Source organism: Streptomyces sp. NPDC021622, from assembly GCF_040640795.1.
In the GTDB taxonomy this organism is placed as follows: domain Bacteria; phylum Actinomycetota; class Actinomycetes; order Streptomycetales; family Streptomycetaceae; genus Streptomyces.
In genome coordinates this window covers 287,178-303,256 of record NZ_JBFACK010000010.1, presented here as the reverse complement: position 1 = coordinate 303,256, position 16,079 = coordinate 287,178, and the positions used below count along the sequence as shown (strand labels likewise).

General features: G+C 71.7%; 14 protein-coding genes. 10 read left to right on the top strand and 4 right to left on the bottom strand.

Translation table 11 applies throughout. The features are described 5' to 3' along the window. The first annotated feature begins 64 nt into the window (after nucleotides 1-64). Nucleotides 65-298, top strand: a complete 234-nt coding sequence (chpH, locus tag AB0G47_RS21970) for a chaplin ChpH (protein ID WP_360772354.1) — start codon at nucleotides 65-67, stop codon at nucleotides 296-298. A 140-nt stretch (nucleotides 299-438) separates the two neighbouring features. Continuing rightward, nucleotides 439-1,176, top strand: coding sequence for a chaplin family protein (locus tag AB0G47_RS21965; RefSeq protein ID WP_360772351.1), 738 nt, complete (start codon nucleotides 439-441; stop codon nucleotides 1,174-1,176). Nucleotides 1,177-1,286: 110 nt separating this feature from the next. Here the strand turns inward: AB0G47_RS21965 and AB0G47_RS21960 are convergent, their stop codons facing one another. Next, a complete protein-coding gene (locus AB0G47_RS21960) occupies nucleotides 1,287-1,475 on the bottom strand; it encodes a DUF5703 family protein (RefSeq protein WP_360772348.1) in 189 nt (62 codons plus the stop codon). A 47-nt stretch (nucleotides 1,476-1,522) separates the two neighbouring features. Between AB0G47_RS21960 and AB0G47_RS21955 the strand changes: the two genes are divergently transcribed. Then, the gene (locus AB0G47_RS21955) at nucleotides 1,523-2,311 is read left to right on the top strand and encodes a hypothetical protein (RefSeq protein ID WP_360772345.1); all 789 of its coding nucleotides are present in this window, start codon (nucleotides 1,523-1,525) and stop codon (nucleotides 2,309-2,311) included. Nucleotides 2,312-2,445: 134 nt separating this feature from the next. Here the strand turns inward: AB0G47_RS21955 and AB0G47_RS21950 are convergent, their stop codons facing one another. Further along, nucleotides 2,446-4,830, bottom strand: coding sequence for a helix-hairpin-helix domain-containing protein (locus tag AB0G47_RS21950; RefSeq protein WP_360772342.1), 2,385 nt, complete (start codon nucleotides 4,828-4,830; stop codon nucleotides 2,446-2,448). After that, nucleotides 4,827-5,807, bottom strand: a complete 981-nt coding sequence (locus AB0G47_RS21945; protein ID WP_266868795.1) for an aldo/keto reductase — start codon at nucleotides 5,805-5,807, stop codon at nucleotides 4,827-4,829. Before AB0G47_RS21945 ends, AB0G47_RS21950 begins: the two co-directional genes overlap by 4 nt. Nucleotides 5,808-5,971: 164 nt before the next feature. Here AB0G47_RS21945 and AB0G47_RS21940 point away from each other — a divergent pair, with 164 nt between their 5' ends. Continuing rightward, on the top strand, nucleotides 5,972-7,021 hold the full coding sequence (locus tag AB0G47_RS21940) for an LLM class F420-dependent oxidoreductase (RefSeq protein ID WP_360772340.1): 1,050 nt from the start codon (nucleotides 5,972-5,974) through the stop codon (nucleotides 7,019-7,021). 224 nt (nucleotides 7,022-7,245) lie between these two features. Then, entirely contained in the window at nucleotides 7,246-8,034 is a 789-nt protein-coding gene (locus AB0G47_RS21935) for a ferritin-like domain-containing protein (protein WP_360772337.1), read from the top strand. Nucleotides 8,035-8,052: 18 nt separating this feature from the next. Here AB0G47_RS21935 and corA read toward each other — a convergent pair whose 3' ends face one another. Further along, entirely contained in the window at nucleotides 8,053-9,051 is a 999-nt protein-coding gene (gene corA, locus AB0G47_RS21930; protein ID WP_360772447.1) for a magnesium/cobalt transporter CorA, read from the bottom strand. A 62-nt stretch (nucleotides 9,052-9,113) separates the two neighbouring features. Here corA and AB0G47_RS21925 point away from each other — a divergent pair, with 62 nt between their 5' ends. The 5 genes from AB0G47_RS21925 (at nucleotide 9,114) to AB0G47_RS21905 (ending at nucleotide 16,016) form a co-directional block, all read left to right on the top strand. Further along, nucleotides 9,114-9,800: a histidine phosphatase family protein gene (locus tag AB0G47_RS21925; RefSeq protein WP_360772335.1), complete on the top strand. Its 687-nt coding sequence runs from the start codon at nucleotides 9,114-9,116 to the stop codon at nucleotides 9,798-9,800. A gap of 81 nt (nucleotides 9,801-9,881) precedes the next feature. Further along, on the top strand, nucleotides 9,882-10,472 hold the full coding sequence (locus AB0G47_RS21920; protein WP_266868801.1) for a DUF3090 domain-containing protein: 591 nt from the start codon (nucleotides 9,882-9,884) through the stop codon (nucleotides 10,470-10,472). Then, nucleotides 10,436-11,284 (top strand): SCO1664 family protein, encoded by an 849-nt coding sequence (locus AB0G47_RS21915; protein WP_360772332.1) that lies wholly within the window; start codon nucleotides 10,436-10,438, stop codon nucleotides 11,282-11,284. The genes AB0G47_RS21920 and AB0G47_RS21915 overlap by 37 nt, the downstream gene beginning before the upstream one ends. A 239-nt stretch (nucleotides 11,285-11,523) precedes the next feature. Continuing rightward, complete coding sequence (mshC, locus tag AB0G47_RS21910) at nucleotides 11,524-12,753, top strand: cysteine--1-D-myo-inosityl 2-amino-2-deoxy-alpha-D-glucopyranoside ligase (protein WP_360772329.1); 1,230 nt, start codon at nucleotides 11,524-11,526, stop codon at nucleotides 12,751-12,753. A 200-nt stretch (nucleotides 12,754-12,953) separates the two neighbouring features. Beyond that, the gene (locus AB0G47_RS21905) at nucleotides 12,954-16,016 is read left to right on the top strand and encodes an NPCBM/NEW2 domain-containing protein (RefSeq protein WP_360772326.1); all 3,063 of its coding nucleotides are present in this window, start codon (nucleotides 12,954-12,956) and stop codon (nucleotides 16,014-16,016) included. Nucleotides 16,017-16,079: the final 63 nt, after the last annotated feature.

Genomic DNA, 16,079 nt, shown 5'->3' with positions numbered 1-16,079 from the left:
AGTTCCTCCTCGTTACAGGTGGTGCGGTCCGCGGCTGGGATCGCATTGCCAACAAGGAGGAATAATGATCAAGAAGGTCGTCGCTGCTGCGGCTGCCACTGGTGGTCTGGTGCTCGCGGGTGCGGGCATGGCCGTCGCCGACGCCGGTGCCCAGGGTGCCGCCGTGAAGTCTCCCGGTGTGCTTTCGGGCAATGTCGTTCAGGCCCCGGTGCACGTCCCGGTGAACGCCTGTGGCAACACGGTCTCCGTGATCGGGCTGCTGAACCCCGCCTTCGGCAACACCTGCGTCAACAAGTGACGTTGCTGTGCCTCACCCCATGAGGGTCTGAGCCGGTCGGCCCCGGAGTGCGTGCCATGCGCTCCGGGGCCTTCGGGCATACCGCGCACGTGCCCCGAGGCGCGTGCGCCTTCCAGAAGGTCATAAGGCAGGTAGAACCTATGCGACAGGTCACTCGAAAAGGCCTGATCACAGTGGCGGCCGCGACCGGCGTACTCGCCATCGGCGGTGGCTACGCACAGGCCGACTCGGGCGCCGCCGGAAGCAGTTCGGATTCGCCGGGTGTGCTTTCCGGCAATTCCGTGCAGCTCCCCGTGCACGTTCCGGTCAACGTGTGCGGCAACAGCGTCAATGTGGTCGGCGTACTCAATCCCGCGGCGGGCAACAACTGCGCCAACACCTCCGACGGGGGCGACAGCGGTGCGCAGCCCTCGGGGGGCGGGGCGCAGGCCGACGTGCACACCGGTGACTCGCCGGGCGTCGGCTCCGGCAACAGCGTCCAGGTGCCGGTCGACGTGCCCGTGAACGTCTGCGGCAACAGCGTCACCATCGGTGGTCTCGGCAACGCGACCACCGGCAACGAGTGTGCCAACGACTCGGGCGAAGGGTCCCCGCCGGGCGGCGAGAAGCCGCCGACGGAGCCGCCGGGCAAGCCTCAGCCGCCCGAGAAGCCGCAGGATCCGGGCAACCCGGAGCACCCCAGCACGCCGGGGGAGAAGCCGCCGGGCGACCGGACCGAGCCGAACCGGCCGGGTACGCAGCTCGTCACCCCGCCCAAGGGCTCCGACCAGCTCGCTCAGACCGGCAGCTCGCTGCCGGTGGGTGTGGCGCTGCCGGTGGGCGCGGGCATGCTGCTCGCGGGGACGGTGCTGTACCGCAGGGCGCGGTCCGCGGCCTGATCGTGGGCGCCGCGTCAGGCGTCAGGCGTCAGCGCGGAACGGAGTGGGCCCCGCCTCGGCGGGGCCCACTCCGTTCCGTACGTATCAGGTCACTCTGTGTCCGTCTCGCGTTACCAAGTGGCCCGCAGCTGGCGGATGATCCGCCGCTTCAGCCGCACCCTGCGGCTGCCGTCCGAGTGCAGGCTCAGGCGGTCCAACTCCCAGTGTCCGTACTCCGCGTGGTCTGTCAGCAGACGCGTGGTTTCCTTGCGGGTGACCCCGCGTGGCACATACACGTCGACAAATTCGTATTCCGGCATCGCATCTATTGTGCAAGTACAGCCCCGGTACGGATAGCGTCTGCACTATGTCTGATGCTGCGCAGCCCACCGCTGCCGAGGTACGTGCCGCCGCCGAGGCGGTCAAGACCGCGCTCGACCGCCACCTTGCCGCGGTCGAACGCAGGTCGGGGGAGGATGACCCGGCCGTCTACGAAGCGTTCAACGAGCTGGCCGCCGCGGCCGAGACCTATGACGAGCTGCTCTACGACCGCTACGACGAGGTCACGCCCTTCGAGATCCCCGGCGCGGACGGCGACGTGCCGCCGTACCAGGGACCCGAGGAGCCGAACGCGCTCAGCGTGCTGATCCGCAGGGACTACACCGTGGCGGAGCCGCATCGGCTGCTCGCCCAGGCCCAGCGGGTCGCGGACCTCGACGCGGACACGGTGGCGGGCGAGAGTCCGGCCGCCGTGGCGGCCGGCAGCAGTGTGCACGCCGCGCTCGGCGTGCTCTTCGGCGAGTTCGAACCGGACGAAATCGCCTCCCGGCACAAGGAGTTCGGCCTGGCGGAGGGCGACTCCACGCTCTGGGTGACCGCCCTCGACGAGCCCGCCGAGCCGGGGGAGTGGCTTGAGCTCCCCTTCGACCAGGCGGACCCGCACCGGATCGTCTGCCGCTTCGACGTCAGCACCGTCTTCGACGACGAACTGGACGACGAGGACCTCGACGCGGAGGTCGCGGCCGCTGCCGCGCTGGCGCTGGAGGCGGTGGAGGAACTGGACGAGTCCGATGACCTCGACGATGCGGACGAGGCGGACGCGGTCGACGTCGTCGACGTGGACGACGACCGCAGTCCGCTGGACGCCGATCGCTGAGCGACCTGCTGCTTCGCCTCAGGTGAGTGGTGTGGTGCCCCCGCCTCCCCCACCCAGCCGCCGGGTCAGCGACAGACCGGGCGGTCAGGCCAAGGGGGGACGGGGGCTTCCCCCGCCCCCCTTCCGGCTTGCCGTCAGGTCGTTGCCGGGACCTGGGGGCGCAGGAGGGTCTGCAGGCGGGTGGTGCGGTCCTTCGGGAGGACTTCCGCGACCGCCCGAGGCAGCGCCTGTTCCGCGCCCTGGACCACCGACAGGTGGCGCTCTCCGCGGCTGAACGCGGTGTAGACCCAGGACCGGGTCAACGCGGCCGTCGCGTCGCCCGGCAGCACCACGACCACCGCGGGCCACGTCAGACCCACCGCCTGGTGCGCGGTCAGCGCCCAGGCGTGGCGGACCGTCTGCTCCACCCGCTCCTTCGGTACGACGACGGGCGCGCCGTCACACTCCAGGTGCAGCCCCTCCGCGTCGGCCCGGACCACCCGGCCCAGAGTCGTGCGGCCCGGCGCCGGGACATGGGCTACGCGGTCGCCCGGGTCGAAGCCGCCGAACCGGCCGGGGCCGGGGTTCAGCCGCTCCTTGAGCGCCGCGTTCAACGCGCGCGTGCCCGCCGCCCCGCCGTGCCCGGGGGTGATGACCTGGGTGTCCTGCGGGGGCACCCCGATCGCCCGCGGCACGGAGTCGGCCACGAGCTGCACCGTGCGGTGCACCGCCTCGCCCGCGTCCCGCACGGGGACGATCACGACCTCCTTGCCCGGTGCGTCGACCTGGTTCAGCTCGCCGATGCCGACACCGGAGACCAGCTCCCCGATGGGACCCGGATCCGGCGTGCGGGAGACGACCTGCGGGCAGCAGCGCGCCGCGACGAGGTCCGCGAAGACCCGTCCGGGGCCCGCCGACCACAGCACGCCCGGGTCACCGCTGAGCACCAGACGGGCGCCGTCCGGCAGGGACTCCACCAGCATCGCGGCGCTCTCCACGTCCAGCTGCGGTGCGTCCAGGACCACCAGGAGGTCGAGGGCGAGCGCACCGTCCCTGTCCCGCCCCGGCCCCTCCACCCCGGAGAGCAGCCCTGCCACGGTCACGGCGGCCGCCTCGTCAGAGCCGACGAGCCCGGCCAGGCGCCGGCGCCCCGCGGCGCTGTGCGTGGCGGCGCACACCCGCAGGCCGAGCGCCTCGGCGGCGGCCGCCAGGGCGGCGGGCTCCGCGCGGGCCGTCTCGCCGCCGGTGTGCAGGACAAGCCCGTGCCCGGCGACCGCGCGGATCAGCTCGGCGGTGGAACCTGTCGCCTCGCCCGCTGCGGCCTCCCAGTCGGCCGCCGACGGTCCCGAACCGTCCTCCTTCGGCAGGGAGTTGATCACCCGGGCGAGCCCGTCGGCGAGGCTCTCCTCGGCCAGTGCGTACTGCTCGAGGCCCACCAGGACGCGGACCGGGCGCTCGGTCTCCTCGCCCTCGCCCTCGTCGTCCGCCGGTGCCGGTGCCGGTGCCGGTGCTCCGGGCGTCTCGATGGCGTCCTGGAAGACGAGGATGTCGCCCTCCGCGATGGCGCCCTGGACCGCCGCGTCCGGGTCCGGCACGGCACGCTGCCCGAGCGCGGCGGTGAGCGCCGACGCGTCCAGGGCCGTGTGCCCGGCGGCCGCCGCCTGCTCCAGGAGCCATACGGTGATCGCGCGCCCTCGGCGCTCGTCGTCGGGCCCGCACTCCGCGCCGAGCAGCGCCCGCGCGAACCCGTCGGCCTGCTCGGTGCGCACGCCGCCGACCCGGAGCAACTGCCAGGGGTCGTCCCGCAGTTGAGCGTCGGCGCCCTCGCCGAGCGCCGCCGCCGTGCGCGCGGCGAGGGCTGCGGGGGCCCCGCCTTCGGCGAGCACGGCACGGACCGCCTCGACGGCCTCGTCGTCGGGCCCCGCGGCGGCCGCCACGGGCTGGGGCCGGCGCACCGGCTGGGGCTCGGGCGCCCTGCGCGGTGCCGGCGCGGGCTCGCGGAAGGCGCTGGCCACCGGCTGCTCGCCGCTCTCCACCGCACGGACGGCCGCCAGCAGGTCGGCGGCCTTGCCGCTGAGCTTCGCCCCCGCGTCGACGGGGCCCTGCTTGGCGGCCTTGCGCTCCTCGATCCGCTCCCGCAGCTCGCGCTGGGCGGCGATCTCGGCCTCGGTCTCGGAGAGTTCCTTGGCTTCGGTGGCGGCCGCTTCGGTGCTGGCGGCGTCGGCCGCGTCGCTCTCGGCGCCGTCAGTGCGGGCAGCCTCCGGCTCGGCGGCTGCCTCCGTGTCGGCCGCGCTGCTCTCGCCTGCCGCCTCCGGTGGTGTCGCGCCCAGCACGCTCTCCGAGCTCGGGGCCTGCGGCCCGTTGCCATCGGGGGCGGCGGCAGTGTCGGGGGTGGCGTCCGCCCCCGCCGTCGCGTCGGAACCGTCCGTGGCGGTGTCGGTGTCGGCCGCGCCGTCGGGCTCCGGCGCCTGCGCCCCGGTCTCCTCCGCGGCAGCGGCCTCCGCTTCCTCCGCGGCAGCGGCTTCCGGCTCCGTACTCACAGCGTGCTCCAGTCCTGATCGGGGTAGCGGTGCACGGGCGCCGACACATCGTCGAGCGCCTGGCAGATCTCGTCAGGAAGACTAAGGGTCTCCACTGACAAAGCGGCCGTGAGCTGCTGCGCGTTGCGCGCGCCGACGATCGGCGCGGTCACTCCGGGGCGGTCGCGCACCCAGGCCAGGGCGACTTGGAGGGGTGTCGCCGCGAGGCCGTCCGCGGCCGTGGCGACCGCGTCGACGATGCGGCTCGCGGCGTCGTCGAGGTAGGGCGCGACGAACGGCGCGAGATGCTCGGAGCCGCCCCGCGAGTCGGCGGGGGTGGAGTGCCGGTACTTGCCCGTGAGCACCCCACGGCCCAGCGGCGACGACGGCAGCAGGCCCACCCCCAGGTCCTGCGCGGCGGGCAGCACTTCGCGCTCGATGCCGCGCTGCAGCAGGGAGTACTCCATCTGCGTACTGGCCAGGCGGGTGCGGGTGCCCGGCGCCGCGAGCTGCCATGTCGCCGCCTTGGCGAGCTGCCAGCCGGAGAAGTTCGAGATGCCCGCATAGCGCGCGCGGCCGCTGCTGACGGCGATGTCCAGGGCCTGGAGCGTCTCGTCGAGCGGTGTGGCGGGGTCGAAGGCGTGCACCTGCCACAGGTCGACGTGGTCCGTGCCGAGCCGGGCGAGCGACGCGTCGAGCGCGGAGAGCAGATGGCCCCGCGAGCCGTCGAAGCGCCGCTCCGGGTCGGGGACGCTGCCCGCCTTGGTGGCGATGACCAGGTCACGCCGCGGCACGAGCCGTTCTATGAGCCTGCCGAGCAGATACTCGGCCTCCCCGTCGCCGTACACATCCGCTGTGTCGACGAGGCTGCCGCCCGCTTCCCAGAACACCTTCAACAGGTCGGCGGCGTCGCTCTCGTCGGTATGCCCCCAGGTGAGGGTGCCGAGTCCGATCCGGGACACGCGAAGGCCGGTACGGCCGAGATGCCTCTGCTCCATGGGCGCTGAGGTTACTGGCCGGGCCCCCGCGGCGGGTGGGGCTGTGGGCAAACCGGCGCCTGTGGACAACTCCGCCACCCGTCCGCCCGCCCCTGACGGCCCTCACCGGCACGCGCTACAGTCCCCGGCACAGGGACGTTACTGCGCAGTAAGGGGATTCGGCCATGCAGCTCGGGATCAACCTCGGCTACTGGGGCGCGGGAATGGACGGCGACAATCTCGCCGTCGCCAAGGAGGCCGACAAGCTCGGCTACGCGGTCTGCTGGGCCGCCGAGGCGTACGGCTCGGACGCCGCGACGGTGCTGTCCTGGGTGGCCGCACAGACCGAACGTATCGACATCGGATCCGCGATCTTCCAGATCCCGGCCCGGCAGCCCGCGATGACCGCCATGACGGCAGCCACGCTCGACTCGCTCTCCGGCGGCCGCTTCCGCCTGGGCCTCGGCGTCTCCGGACCGCAGGTCTCCGAGGGCTGGTACGGCGTCAGGTTCGACAAGCCGCTCGCCCGCACCCGCGAGTACGTCGAGATCGTCCGCAAGGCGATGACGCGCGAGCGCCTCTCCTACGAGGGCGAGCACTGGACGCTGCCGCTGCCGGACGGCCCCGGCAAGCCCATCAAGCTCACGGTCCACCCGCAGCGCGAGCACATCCCGCTGTACATCGCGGCGATCGGCCCCAAGAACCTGGAGCAGACCGGCGAGATCGCCGACGGCGCCCTGCTGATCTTCCCCGCGGCCGAGCACCTGGAGGAGACCGCCATCCGCCACCTGCGCGCCGGGCGCGAGAAGGCGGGCAAGACCATGGACGGCTTCGACATCGTCCCGACGCTGCCGCTCGCGGTCGGCGACGACGTGCGCGGCCTCGCCGACATGTTCCGCCCGTACACCGCCCTCTACGTGGGCGGCATGGGCAGCCGCAAGCAGAACTTCTACAACCAGCTCGCCCAGCGCATGGGCTACGAGAAGGAAGCCGCCGAGATCCAGGACAAGTACCTGTCCGGCGACAAGGAAGGAGCTGCGGCCGCCGTGCCGCACGAGCTGATCGACTCGACCACGCTGCTCGGCTCCGTGGACCGCATCGCCGAGCGGATGCAGGCCTACGCGGCGGCCGGCGTCACCACCCTCACGCTGTCCCCTGCGGGCTTCACCCTGGAGGAGCGGATCAAGGCCCTGCGCGCGGGCACGGAAGCACTGGAGCGCGCCGGACTGGCGTAAGGGGAGGGGAGAGTTTCTGCGGCCGTGGTGGGGGCTCGGGGGGTCTTCCCCGCCACGGCCGTCACGGGGAACAACGCGCCGTGGAGCCCGTCGGTTACGGCCTGGTCCGGCCTGACCGTCCTCCATTTGGCGGAGCCGCCTCGTAGCCCTGTTGCCCGGAAGCCGACATCGCATTTGACTAGTTCTTTGCGGACGTCCGCGCGGAGGGCATGGAGGTGCCACTGATGCTTTCGGCCAAGAGTGTCTTCGAGGAGATCCTCGACAACGACGAGTCGTTCCGGCTGTTCTGCTCCATCGCGGCCAGCGGCGAGTCGCAGGGCGGCTGGGAGAACGGGCGCATCGCGGCGCTGATCCCCGAGAGCGAGCGTGCCCTGGCCCCCAAGGTGGTCCGGCACGGCGCCGACGAGGACAAGCACGGGCGGATCTTCAACGCGCTGATGCGCAAGCGCGGCCTCGAACCGGTCGAGGTCCCGCACGAGACCGACTACACGATGCTTCTGGAGAAGTACGGCATCGGCCTCGCGCACGAGCAGCTGAAGGCCGACGAGCCGCTCACCGTGCAGGACATCGTCACGTATCTCGCGCACAGCAGGGTCACCGAACAGCGCGCCTCCGAGCAGATGCAGCTGCTGCGCAAGCACTTCTCCGACCACCCCGACATCGGCCGCGCGGTCAAGATGATCTCGAACGACGAGGACAACCATCTGGCGTACTGCCACGAGGAGTTGCTCCGCTTCGCCCACGCCGGGCACGGCCGGGCCATTCAGCGCACCCTGCGCGAGAGCGCGCTCGCCGAGATCCGCGTCTACCGCGACGTCAGCCTCGCCGTGATGGACCACATGGGACGCATCCTGGGCTGGCCGAAGGCCAAGTCGGCGGTGCTCGCCGCGGGCATCCACGGCGTCTACGCGTACGAACGTCTTGGCGGCTGGCGGCGGATGGTGTCCCTGAAGATGCCCGAGCGGCGCGACGCGCTGGGCGGGCCCGCCACCTCGGCGCCCGAGTTCGCCTGACGGGAGCCGCAGCCGCCCCTAGAGCCAGCCGCGGCTCTTGAACGTCCGGTGGAGGAACACTTCGAGCGCCGCCATCAGCAGGATCAGGGCCGGGTACGACCACACCCAGTGCAGCTCGGGCATGTGGTCGAAGTTCATGCCGTAGACCCCCGCGATCATCGTGGGGACCGCGGCCATGGCGGCCCACGCCGAGATCTTCCGCATGTCGTCGTTCTGCCGCACGCTCATCTGCGCCAGATGCGCGGAGAGGATGTCGGACACCAGACGGTCGAGGCTGTCCACCGAGTCGTTCACCCGCGTCAGATGGTCGCTGACGTCACGGAAGAACGGCCGGGCCGTGTCCTCCACGAACGGCACGTCCGGCGCGGAAGGGCCCGCTCCGGAGAGGCGCATCATGGGCATCGCCAACGGTCCCGTGGCCCGGCGGAACTCGACGATCTGACGCTTGAACGTGTAGATCGCGGACGCCGTGTTGCGGGTGCCGCCGCTGTCCGGCGAGAAGACCTCCGTCTCCAGGACCTCCAGGTCCGTGTGCAGCTCGCCGGCCACGTCCAAGTAGTGGTCGACCGTGGCGTCGGCGATCGCGTACAGGACGGACGTCGGGCCGTGCTTGAGCACCTCGGGGTCCGCCTCCATGCGATGGCGTACGGCAGCCAGTGGCGACTCCTCGCCGTGCCGGACGGTCACCACGAAGCAGTCGCCGATGAAGACCATGATCTCGCCGGACGAGACGACGTCGCTCTCCGGCTCGTACGCGACCGGCTTCAGGACCACGAACAGCGAGTCGTCGAACACTTCGAGCTTGGGCCGCTGATGCGCCTTCAGGGCGTCCTCCACCGCCAGCGGATGCAGCCCGAACTCCTCGCTGACCTGGTCGAACTCCGACTCCGTCGGCTCGTACAGACCGATCCAGACGAACGCGTCGCCGGTGGCGCGCGCCTCGGCGAGCGCGTCCGAGAAGTGGCCGGAGCACTCGGTCCTCCGCCCGTCGCGGTACAGCGCGCAGTCCACGATCACGGAGCGCATTCTTCCGAACCTCCGCTCGGGGCGCACCCCGTCGGCGGCTTAGGCTGGCCCGCATGCCCACGCTGATCCTCGTCCGGCACGGACGATCCACCGCCAACACCGCGGGCCTGCTCGCCGGGTGGACCCCCGGCGTGGCTCTGGACGAGCGCGGTGCCGCGCAGGCCGCCGCGCTCCCCGGACGCCTCGCGGACCTGCCGCTCGCCGAAGTCGTCACGAGCCCGCTGCAGCGCTGCCAGGAGACCGTCGCGCCGCTGCTCGCCGCGCGGCCGGGACTGCGGTCGCACACCGACGACCGCATCGGGGAGTGCCACTACGGAGACTGGTCGGGCCGCAAGCTCGCCGAGCTGTCCGACGAACCACTCATGGAGGTCGTGCAGCAGCATCCGTCGGCGGCCGCCTTCCCCGGCGGCGAGTCCATGCGGGCCATGCAGACGCGCGCCGCCGAGGCGGTACGCGAGTGGAACGCGCGCGTGGAGCGCGACCACGGCGCGGACGCGGTGTACCTGATGTGCTCGCACGGCGACATCATCAAGTCCCTGATCGCCGACGCCATCGGGCTCCACCTCGACCTCTTCCAGCGCATCTCCGTAGAGCCCTGCTCCGTCACCGCCATCCGGTACACGCGCCTTCGCCCGTTCCTCGTACGTCTGGGCGACACCGGTGACTTCGGGTCGCTCGCGCCCCGCGAGGTACCCGCCGGGGGCGACGCGGCGGTGGGTGGCGATGCGGGAGCACCGTGATCGTCCGCCGCAGTAGGGTGCAGAGGTCACGCCGCACCACCGCAAGTGATCCATCGCAGTCGATCCCAATGGAGACAGGACGTGTCGCGTCAGGTGTTCCTCTACGACCCGCCGGAACGCTTCGTGGCCGGAACGGTCGGGCTCCCCGGTCGGCGTACCTTCTTCCTCCAGGCCACCGCCGGAGCCCGGGTGACCAGCGTCGCCCTGGAGAAGACCCAAGTGGCCGCGCTCGCCGAACGCATGGAGGAACTGCTCGACGAGGTCGTCCGCCGCAGCGGCGGCAACGCCCCCGTGCCGGCCGTCGCGCCCAGCGAGGTCAGTGACAGCGCGCCCCTGGACTCGCCCGTCGAGGAGGAGTTCCGGGTCGGCACGATGGCGCTCGCCTGGGACGGCGACGAGGAGCGGATGATCGTCGAGGCGCAGGCCCTGGTGGAGCTGGACGCCGAATCGGACGAGGATCTCGCCGAGGCCGAGGAAAGGCTTCTGCAGGACGAGGAGAACGGGCCGCCGATGCTGCGCGTCCGGCTCACCGGCGCGCAGGCCCGTGCCTTCGCCAAGCGCGCCCTCGACGTGGTGAACGCGGGGCGGCCGCCGTGCCCGCTGTGCAGTCTGCCGCTCGACCCGGAAGGACACGTATGCCCGCGCCAGAACGGATACCGGCGGGGCGCGTGAGTCCGGCCTCCGGCGCCGACGCCATGGAGCTGCTCACCCGCGGGGAGCTGACCGTGCGCGGGCGGATCCGCGAGGCGTCGAACGCGGTGCTGTACTGCACGGTCGCGTACGAGGGCGAGACGGCAGCCTGCGTCTACAAGCCCGTCGCCGGGGAGCGGCCCCTGTGGGACTTTCCCGACGGGACCCTCGCCCAGCGCGAGGTGGCGGCGTACGAGGTCTCCGAGGCGACGGGGTGGGGTCTTGTGCCGCCGACCGTCCTGCGGGACGGGCCGCACGGCGAGGGCATGTGCCAGCTGTGGATCGAGGGCTCCGAGGAGGAGGCGGACTCGGCGGAGCTGCTTGCCCTCGTCGAGGGCGAGGAGCCGGGGGAGGGCTGGAAGGCGATCGGGTTCGCCGATGTGGGGGAGGGGCGGACCGCGCTGCTCGTCCACGCGGACGATGTGAGGCTGCGGCGGCTCGCCGTGCTCGACGCGGTGATCAACAACGCGGATCGCAAGGGCGGGCATCTGCTGGTCGCTTCCGGGGGGCGGTTGTACGGGATCGACCACGGGGTCACGTTCAACGCCGAGGACAAGCTGCGGACGCTGTTGTGGGGGTGGGCGGGGGAGCCGCTGGGCGCCGAGGCGGTGGCGGTCCTGGAGTCCCTGCGGGACGCGCTGGGGGAGGCGGGCCCGCTTGCGCTGCGGCTGGGCAAGCTGATCACTGGGGCCGAGGTGGACGCGCTCCGCACGCGGGTGGATGCGTTGCTGGCGTCTGGCCTCTACCCGGCGCCCAGCGGGGAGTGGCCGGCAATTCCCTGGCCCCCGGTGTAACGGCACCCGGCAGTGTTGCGTTGTGCCCACCCGTTCCGCCGTGCGGAACGCCTGCCCACAACGAGGAGGGCGGGTGGGCGACTGCGGGGTAATCGGGTGGGTGGGCGGGAAAGATCCGCCGCGCAGCGGCGGTGCAGCCGGCTCCGCACAAGGCGCCCCCGCCCGGTGAAGGCGCCTCCGCCACGATAAACCTTGATCCCCGCTCGTATACGGATGGCCCGTCCGGTTAGGCTCATGACATGCATGCCTGGCCCGCTTCTGAGGTCCCCGCCCTTCCTGGCAAGGGCCGCGACCTCCGGATCCACGACACCGCGACCGGCGGTCTTGTCACCCTTGACCCCGGTCCCGTCGCCCGTATCTACGTCTGCGGCATCACTCCGTACGACGCGACCCACATGGGTCACGCGGCGACCTACAACGCGTTCGACCTTGTGCAGCGCGTGTGGCTCGACACCAAGCGGCAGGTTCATTACGTCCAGAACGTGACCGACGTGGACGACCCGCTCCTCGAACGCGCGAACCGCGACGGCAAGGACTGGGTCGAGCTCGCCGAGGGCGAGACCGCGCTGTTCCGCGAGGACATGACCGCGCTGCGGCTCCTGCCGCCCCAGCACTACATCGGAGCCGTCGAGGCGATACCCGGCATCGTGCCGCTCGTCGAACGGCTCCGTGACATGGGCGCCGCCTATGAGCTGGAGGGGGACGTCTACTTCTCCGTCGAGTCCGACGCCCACTTCGGCGAGGTCTCCGGCCTCGACCGTGCCGCGATGAAACTGCTCTCCGCCGAGCGCGGCGGCGACCCGGAGCGCCCCGGCAAGAAGGACCCGCTGGACCCGATGCTCTGGATGGCCGCCCGCGAGGGCGAGCCGAGCTGGGACGGGGCCTCTCTCGGCCGCGGCCGGCCCGGCTGGCACATCGAGTGTGTGGCCATCGCCCTCGACCATCTGGGGATGGGCTTCGACGTGCAGGGCGGCGGATCGGATCTCGCCTTCCCGCACCACGAGATGGGCGCCTCGCACGCGCAGGTCCTGACCGGCGAGCACCCGTTCGCCAAGGCGTATGTGCACGCCGGCATGGTCGCCCTGGACGGCGCGAAGATGTCCAAGTCCAAGGGCAACCTCGTCTTCGTGTCGAAGCTGCGGCGGGACGGGACCGACCCGGCCGCCATCCGTCTCGCCCTCCTCGCGCACCACTACCGCGCGGACTGGGAGTGGACCGACGACGTCCTGCGGGACGCCGTCGAGCGCCTCGGGCGCTGGCGGGCCGCCGTCTCCCGCCCCGACGGGCCGTCGGCCGACGCGCTGGTCGAGGAGATCCGCGAGGCCCTCGCGAACGACCTGGACGCACCGACGGCGCTCGCCGCCGTCGACCGCTGGGCCGCCCGCCAGGACGCCGACGGCGGTACGGACGAGGGCGCCCCCGGCGTCGTATCGCGTGCCGTTGACGCGTTGCTCGGCGTGGCCCTGTAGCTGCTACCCCCGGGGTCGAATCGCCCTTCGGGCTCGTCCTCAATCTCCCCCAAGCTCTTAAAGAGCAGGGGGGACCCCCTCGACAGGCTCTATACCGAGCCCCTCCGGCTCATCTCGCCCGCATGGGCCGCTCCGGAAATCCAGGAGCGGCCCATCAAAGTCCATGGCCGCGGCGGCCGTTGAAGCGCTAGACCTCCGCCATGAGATCACCCACTCGCTTCAGACGGGCGGCGCTCGCCGCCGCCCTGCTAGGACTCCTCGCGGCCTTCGCCGGACCCGGCGGCGGTGCCGCGCAGGCCGCCGACGAGCCCGCGACCACCGTCGGGGACGTCACGGACTTCGCCGCCGACGGGTCCGTCTACCGGATCGGCGCGGGCAAGGCCGAGGCCCGCGTCAGCTTCGTATCGAAGGAGACGTTCCGGCTCGAACTCGCCCCCGAGGGCGACTTCACCGACCCGACCGGCAAGGACATCGTCCTTCCGCAGGGCGAGCCGCCGAGCACCAAGTGGGCCGACAAGGGCGACCGCTACGAACTGAGCACCTCCCAAGTGACCCTGCGCGCCTACAAGTCGCCCCTCCGGTTCGCGCTCCACCGCGCCGACGGGACCGAGATCTGGGCCGAGTCCAAGGGCCTGTCCTGGACGAAGGACGCCACCACGCAGAGCCTGGCGCGCGGCGCCGACGAGCAGTTCTACGGCGCCGGCATGCAGAACGGGCGCGGCAACACCTCGCACCGCGGCAAGAAGGTCGAGGTGAGCGTCGACTACAACTGGGACGACGGCGGGCACCCCAACTCCGTGCCCTTCTACCTGTCTTCGGAGGGGTACGGCGTCTTCCGTAATACGTACGCGCCGGGCACCTACGACTTCGCCGAGCCGGTGACGGCCACCGCCAAGGAACAGCGCTTCGACGCCTACTACTTCGCCGGACGCGGCAGCGACGCCGCCAAGGACGTCATCGGGCAGTACACGAAGCTCACCGGAAAGCCGTTCCTGCCGCCCGTCTACGGGCTGGAGATCGGTGACGCCGACTGCTATCTCCACAACGCCAACCAAGGGGAACGGCACACCCTCGACTCCCTGAAGGTCGCCGACGAGTATCTGAAGCACGACATGCCGGGCGGGTGGATGCTCGTCAACGACGGCTACGGCTGCGGCTACGAAGACCTCGCCGAGACCGCCAAGGGCCTCCAGGACCGCGACATGCAGCTCGGCCTGTGGACCGAGGACGGCATCGACCAGATCGGCGACCAGGTCAAGGCGGGCCAGCGCGTCGCCAAGCTCGACGTCGCCTGGGTCGGCGACGGCTACAAGAAGGCGCTCGACGGCTGCAAGGACGCGTACAAGGGGATCGAGGACAACAGCGATGCGCGGGGCTTCACTTGGGCCCCGGAGAGCTGGTCGGGCGCCCAGCGCTGCGGGGTGCAGTGGTCCGGCGACCAGAGCGGCAGCTGGGAGTACATCCGCTGGCAGATCCCCACGTACGCGGGCGCGACCATGTCCGGCCTTGCCTACACGACGGGTGACGTGGACGGCATCTTCGGCGGCAGCGCCAAGACGTACGTACGTGACCTTCAGTGGAAGTCGTTCCTGCCGGTCACGATGACGATGGACGGCTGGGCCGCCACCGACAAGCAGCCCTTCCGGCACGGGGAGCCCTACACCTCCATCAACCGCAAGTACCTCAAGCTGCACGAGGCGCTGCTGCCCTATCTCTACTCGCACGGGCACGAGGCGACGAAGACGGGAGTGGGTGCCGTACGGCCGCTGGCACTCGAATACCCCGACGACCCGAAGGCCGCCACCGACGCCGCCAAGTACGAGTTCCTGACGGGCGAGGACTTCCTTGTGGCGCCCGTCTACAAGGACACCACCGTCCGGGACGGCATCTACCTCCCGAAGGGGACGTGGACCGACTACTGGAGCGGTCGTACGTATCAGGGGCCGACGACCGTAGACGGCTACAGCGCCCCCATCGACACCCTGCCGCTCTTCGTCAAGGGCGGTGCCACCGTGCCGATGTGGCCCGGCGGCATCAGGTCCTACAAGGACCGCACCGCCGATTCGCCGATGGCCTGGGACATCTACCCGCAGGGCAGTTCCTCCTTCGAGCTGTACGAGGACGACGGCGTGACCCGGCAGCACCGCGACGGCAAGTACGCCACCCAGCGCGCCGAGGTCGAGGCGCCCCGCGCGGGCAAGGGCGACGTGCGGGTGCGGATCGGCGCGAGCAAGGGTGCGTTCAGCGGGAAGCAGACCAAGCGGCCTTACGCGTTCACGCTGCACACCGGGGACGCGCCCAGCGGCGTGGAGCTCTCCGGCAGGGAGCTGCCCCGGTTCGTGTCGAAGGACGCGTACGAGAAGGCGGCGCAGGGCTGGTTCTACGACCGGGACGACCGGGGCGGGGTCGTCAAGGTGAAGACGGCGGCGCTCCGTACCGACCGGGCCTTCGAGCTCGACCTGGACGACACCAGCGCGGTCGGCGGTGCCGTGCCCGGCGCGACCGCGGCGGTGAGCGCCCCCGCCGGCCAGGAGCTGGGCGCGGGAGCCGCCGGCAAGGTCGCCGTCGACATCACGGCGGGCACGCGGGACGCCACGGCTGTCGAGGTCACCCTCGACGCACCCGATGGCTGGACGGTCGGAACCGCGAAGGCCGACCGCGTACCCGCAGGAACCACCCGCCGCGTCGAGGTGGCCGTCACCCCGGCCAAGGACGCCGACCCCGGTGAGCAGCCGCTCGACGCGAGCGCCCGCTACCGCTCGGCGGGACAGGACCGCACCGCGGGACAGCGGATCGCGGTCGCCGTCATGCCGCCGGCGCCGACGGCCGACACCTGGGCGAGCGACATGGTCTGGCTGAAGGCCGCCAATGGCTACGGACCCGCCGAACGCGACCGCAGCAACGGCGAGTCGGGAGCCGATGACGGCCACACGCTGACCCTCGCGGGAAAGACGTACGAGAAGGGGATCGGCGTGCACGCCGACTCCGTGATCGAGGTCTACACGGGCGGGCAGTGCACGAAGTTCACCGCCGACGCGGGCATCGACGACGAGATCAACGGCTACGGAGAGGTCGCCTTCTCGGTCGAGGCCGACGGCAAGGTGCTGTGGACCTCGCCGAAGGTGACGGGCGCATCGGCGACCGTGCCCGTGGACGTCGATGTCAGCGGGGCCCGGCACGTGGAGCTGAAGGTGAGCGACACCAACGGCTCCAAGAGCGGGGACCACGGGGACTGGGCCGCGGCGAGGTTCAGCTGCGCCTAGCCCCCGCGGGCAGGGAGCGACGCCGGGCGGGAAGGACTCCGCCCGGCGCCGCCGTCTGTTCAC

What these genes read in the sequence shown, in the direction of transcription:
- chpH (WP_360772354.1), top strand. Translation starts at nt 65, where the DNA reads ATGATCAAGAAGGTCGTCGCTGCTGCGGCTGCCACTGGTGGTCTGGTG.
- AB0G47_RS21965 (WP_360772351.1), top strand. Translation starts at nt 439, where the DNA reads ATGCGACAGGTCACTCGAAAAGGCCTGATCACAGTGGCGGCCGCGACC.
- AB0G47_RS21960 (WP_360772348.1), bottom strand. Translation starts at nt 1,475, where the DNA reads ATGCCGGAATACGAATTTGTCGACGTGTATGTGCCACGCGGGGTCACC.
- AB0G47_RS21955 (WP_360772345.1), top strand. Translation starts at nt 1,523, where the DNA reads ATGTCTGATGCTGCGCAGCCCACCGCTGCCGAGGTACGTGCCGCCGCC.
- AB0G47_RS21945 (WP_266868795.1), bottom strand. Translation starts at nt 5,807, where the DNA reads ATGGAGCAGAGGCATCTCGGCCGTACCGGCCTTCGCGTGTCCCGGATC.
- AB0G47_RS21940 (WP_360772340.1), top strand. Translation starts at nt 5,972, where the DNA reads ATGCAGCTCGGGATCAACCTCGGCTACTGGGGCGCGGGAATGGACGGC.
- AB0G47_RS21935 (WP_360772337.1), top strand. Translation starts at nt 7,246, where the DNA reads ATGCTTTCGGCCAAGAGTGTCTTCGAGGAGATCCTCGACAACGACGAG.
- AB0G47_RS21925 (WP_360772335.1), top strand. Translation starts at nt 9,114, where the DNA reads ATGCCCACGCTGATCCTCGTCCGGCACGGACGATCCACCGCCAACACC.
- AB0G47_RS21915 (WP_360772332.1), top strand. Translation starts at nt 10,436, where the DNA reads ATGCCCGCGCCAGAACGGATACCGGCGGGGCGCGTGAGTCCGGCCTCC.
- mshC (WP_360772329.1), top strand. Translation starts at nt 11,524, where the DNA reads ATGCATGCCTGGCCCGCTTCTGAGGTCCCCGCCCTTCCTGGCAAGGGC.
- AB0G47_RS21905 (WP_360772326.1), top strand. Translation starts at nt 12,954, where the DNA reads ATGAGATCACCCACTCGCTTCAGACGGGCGGCGCTCGCCGCCGCCCTG.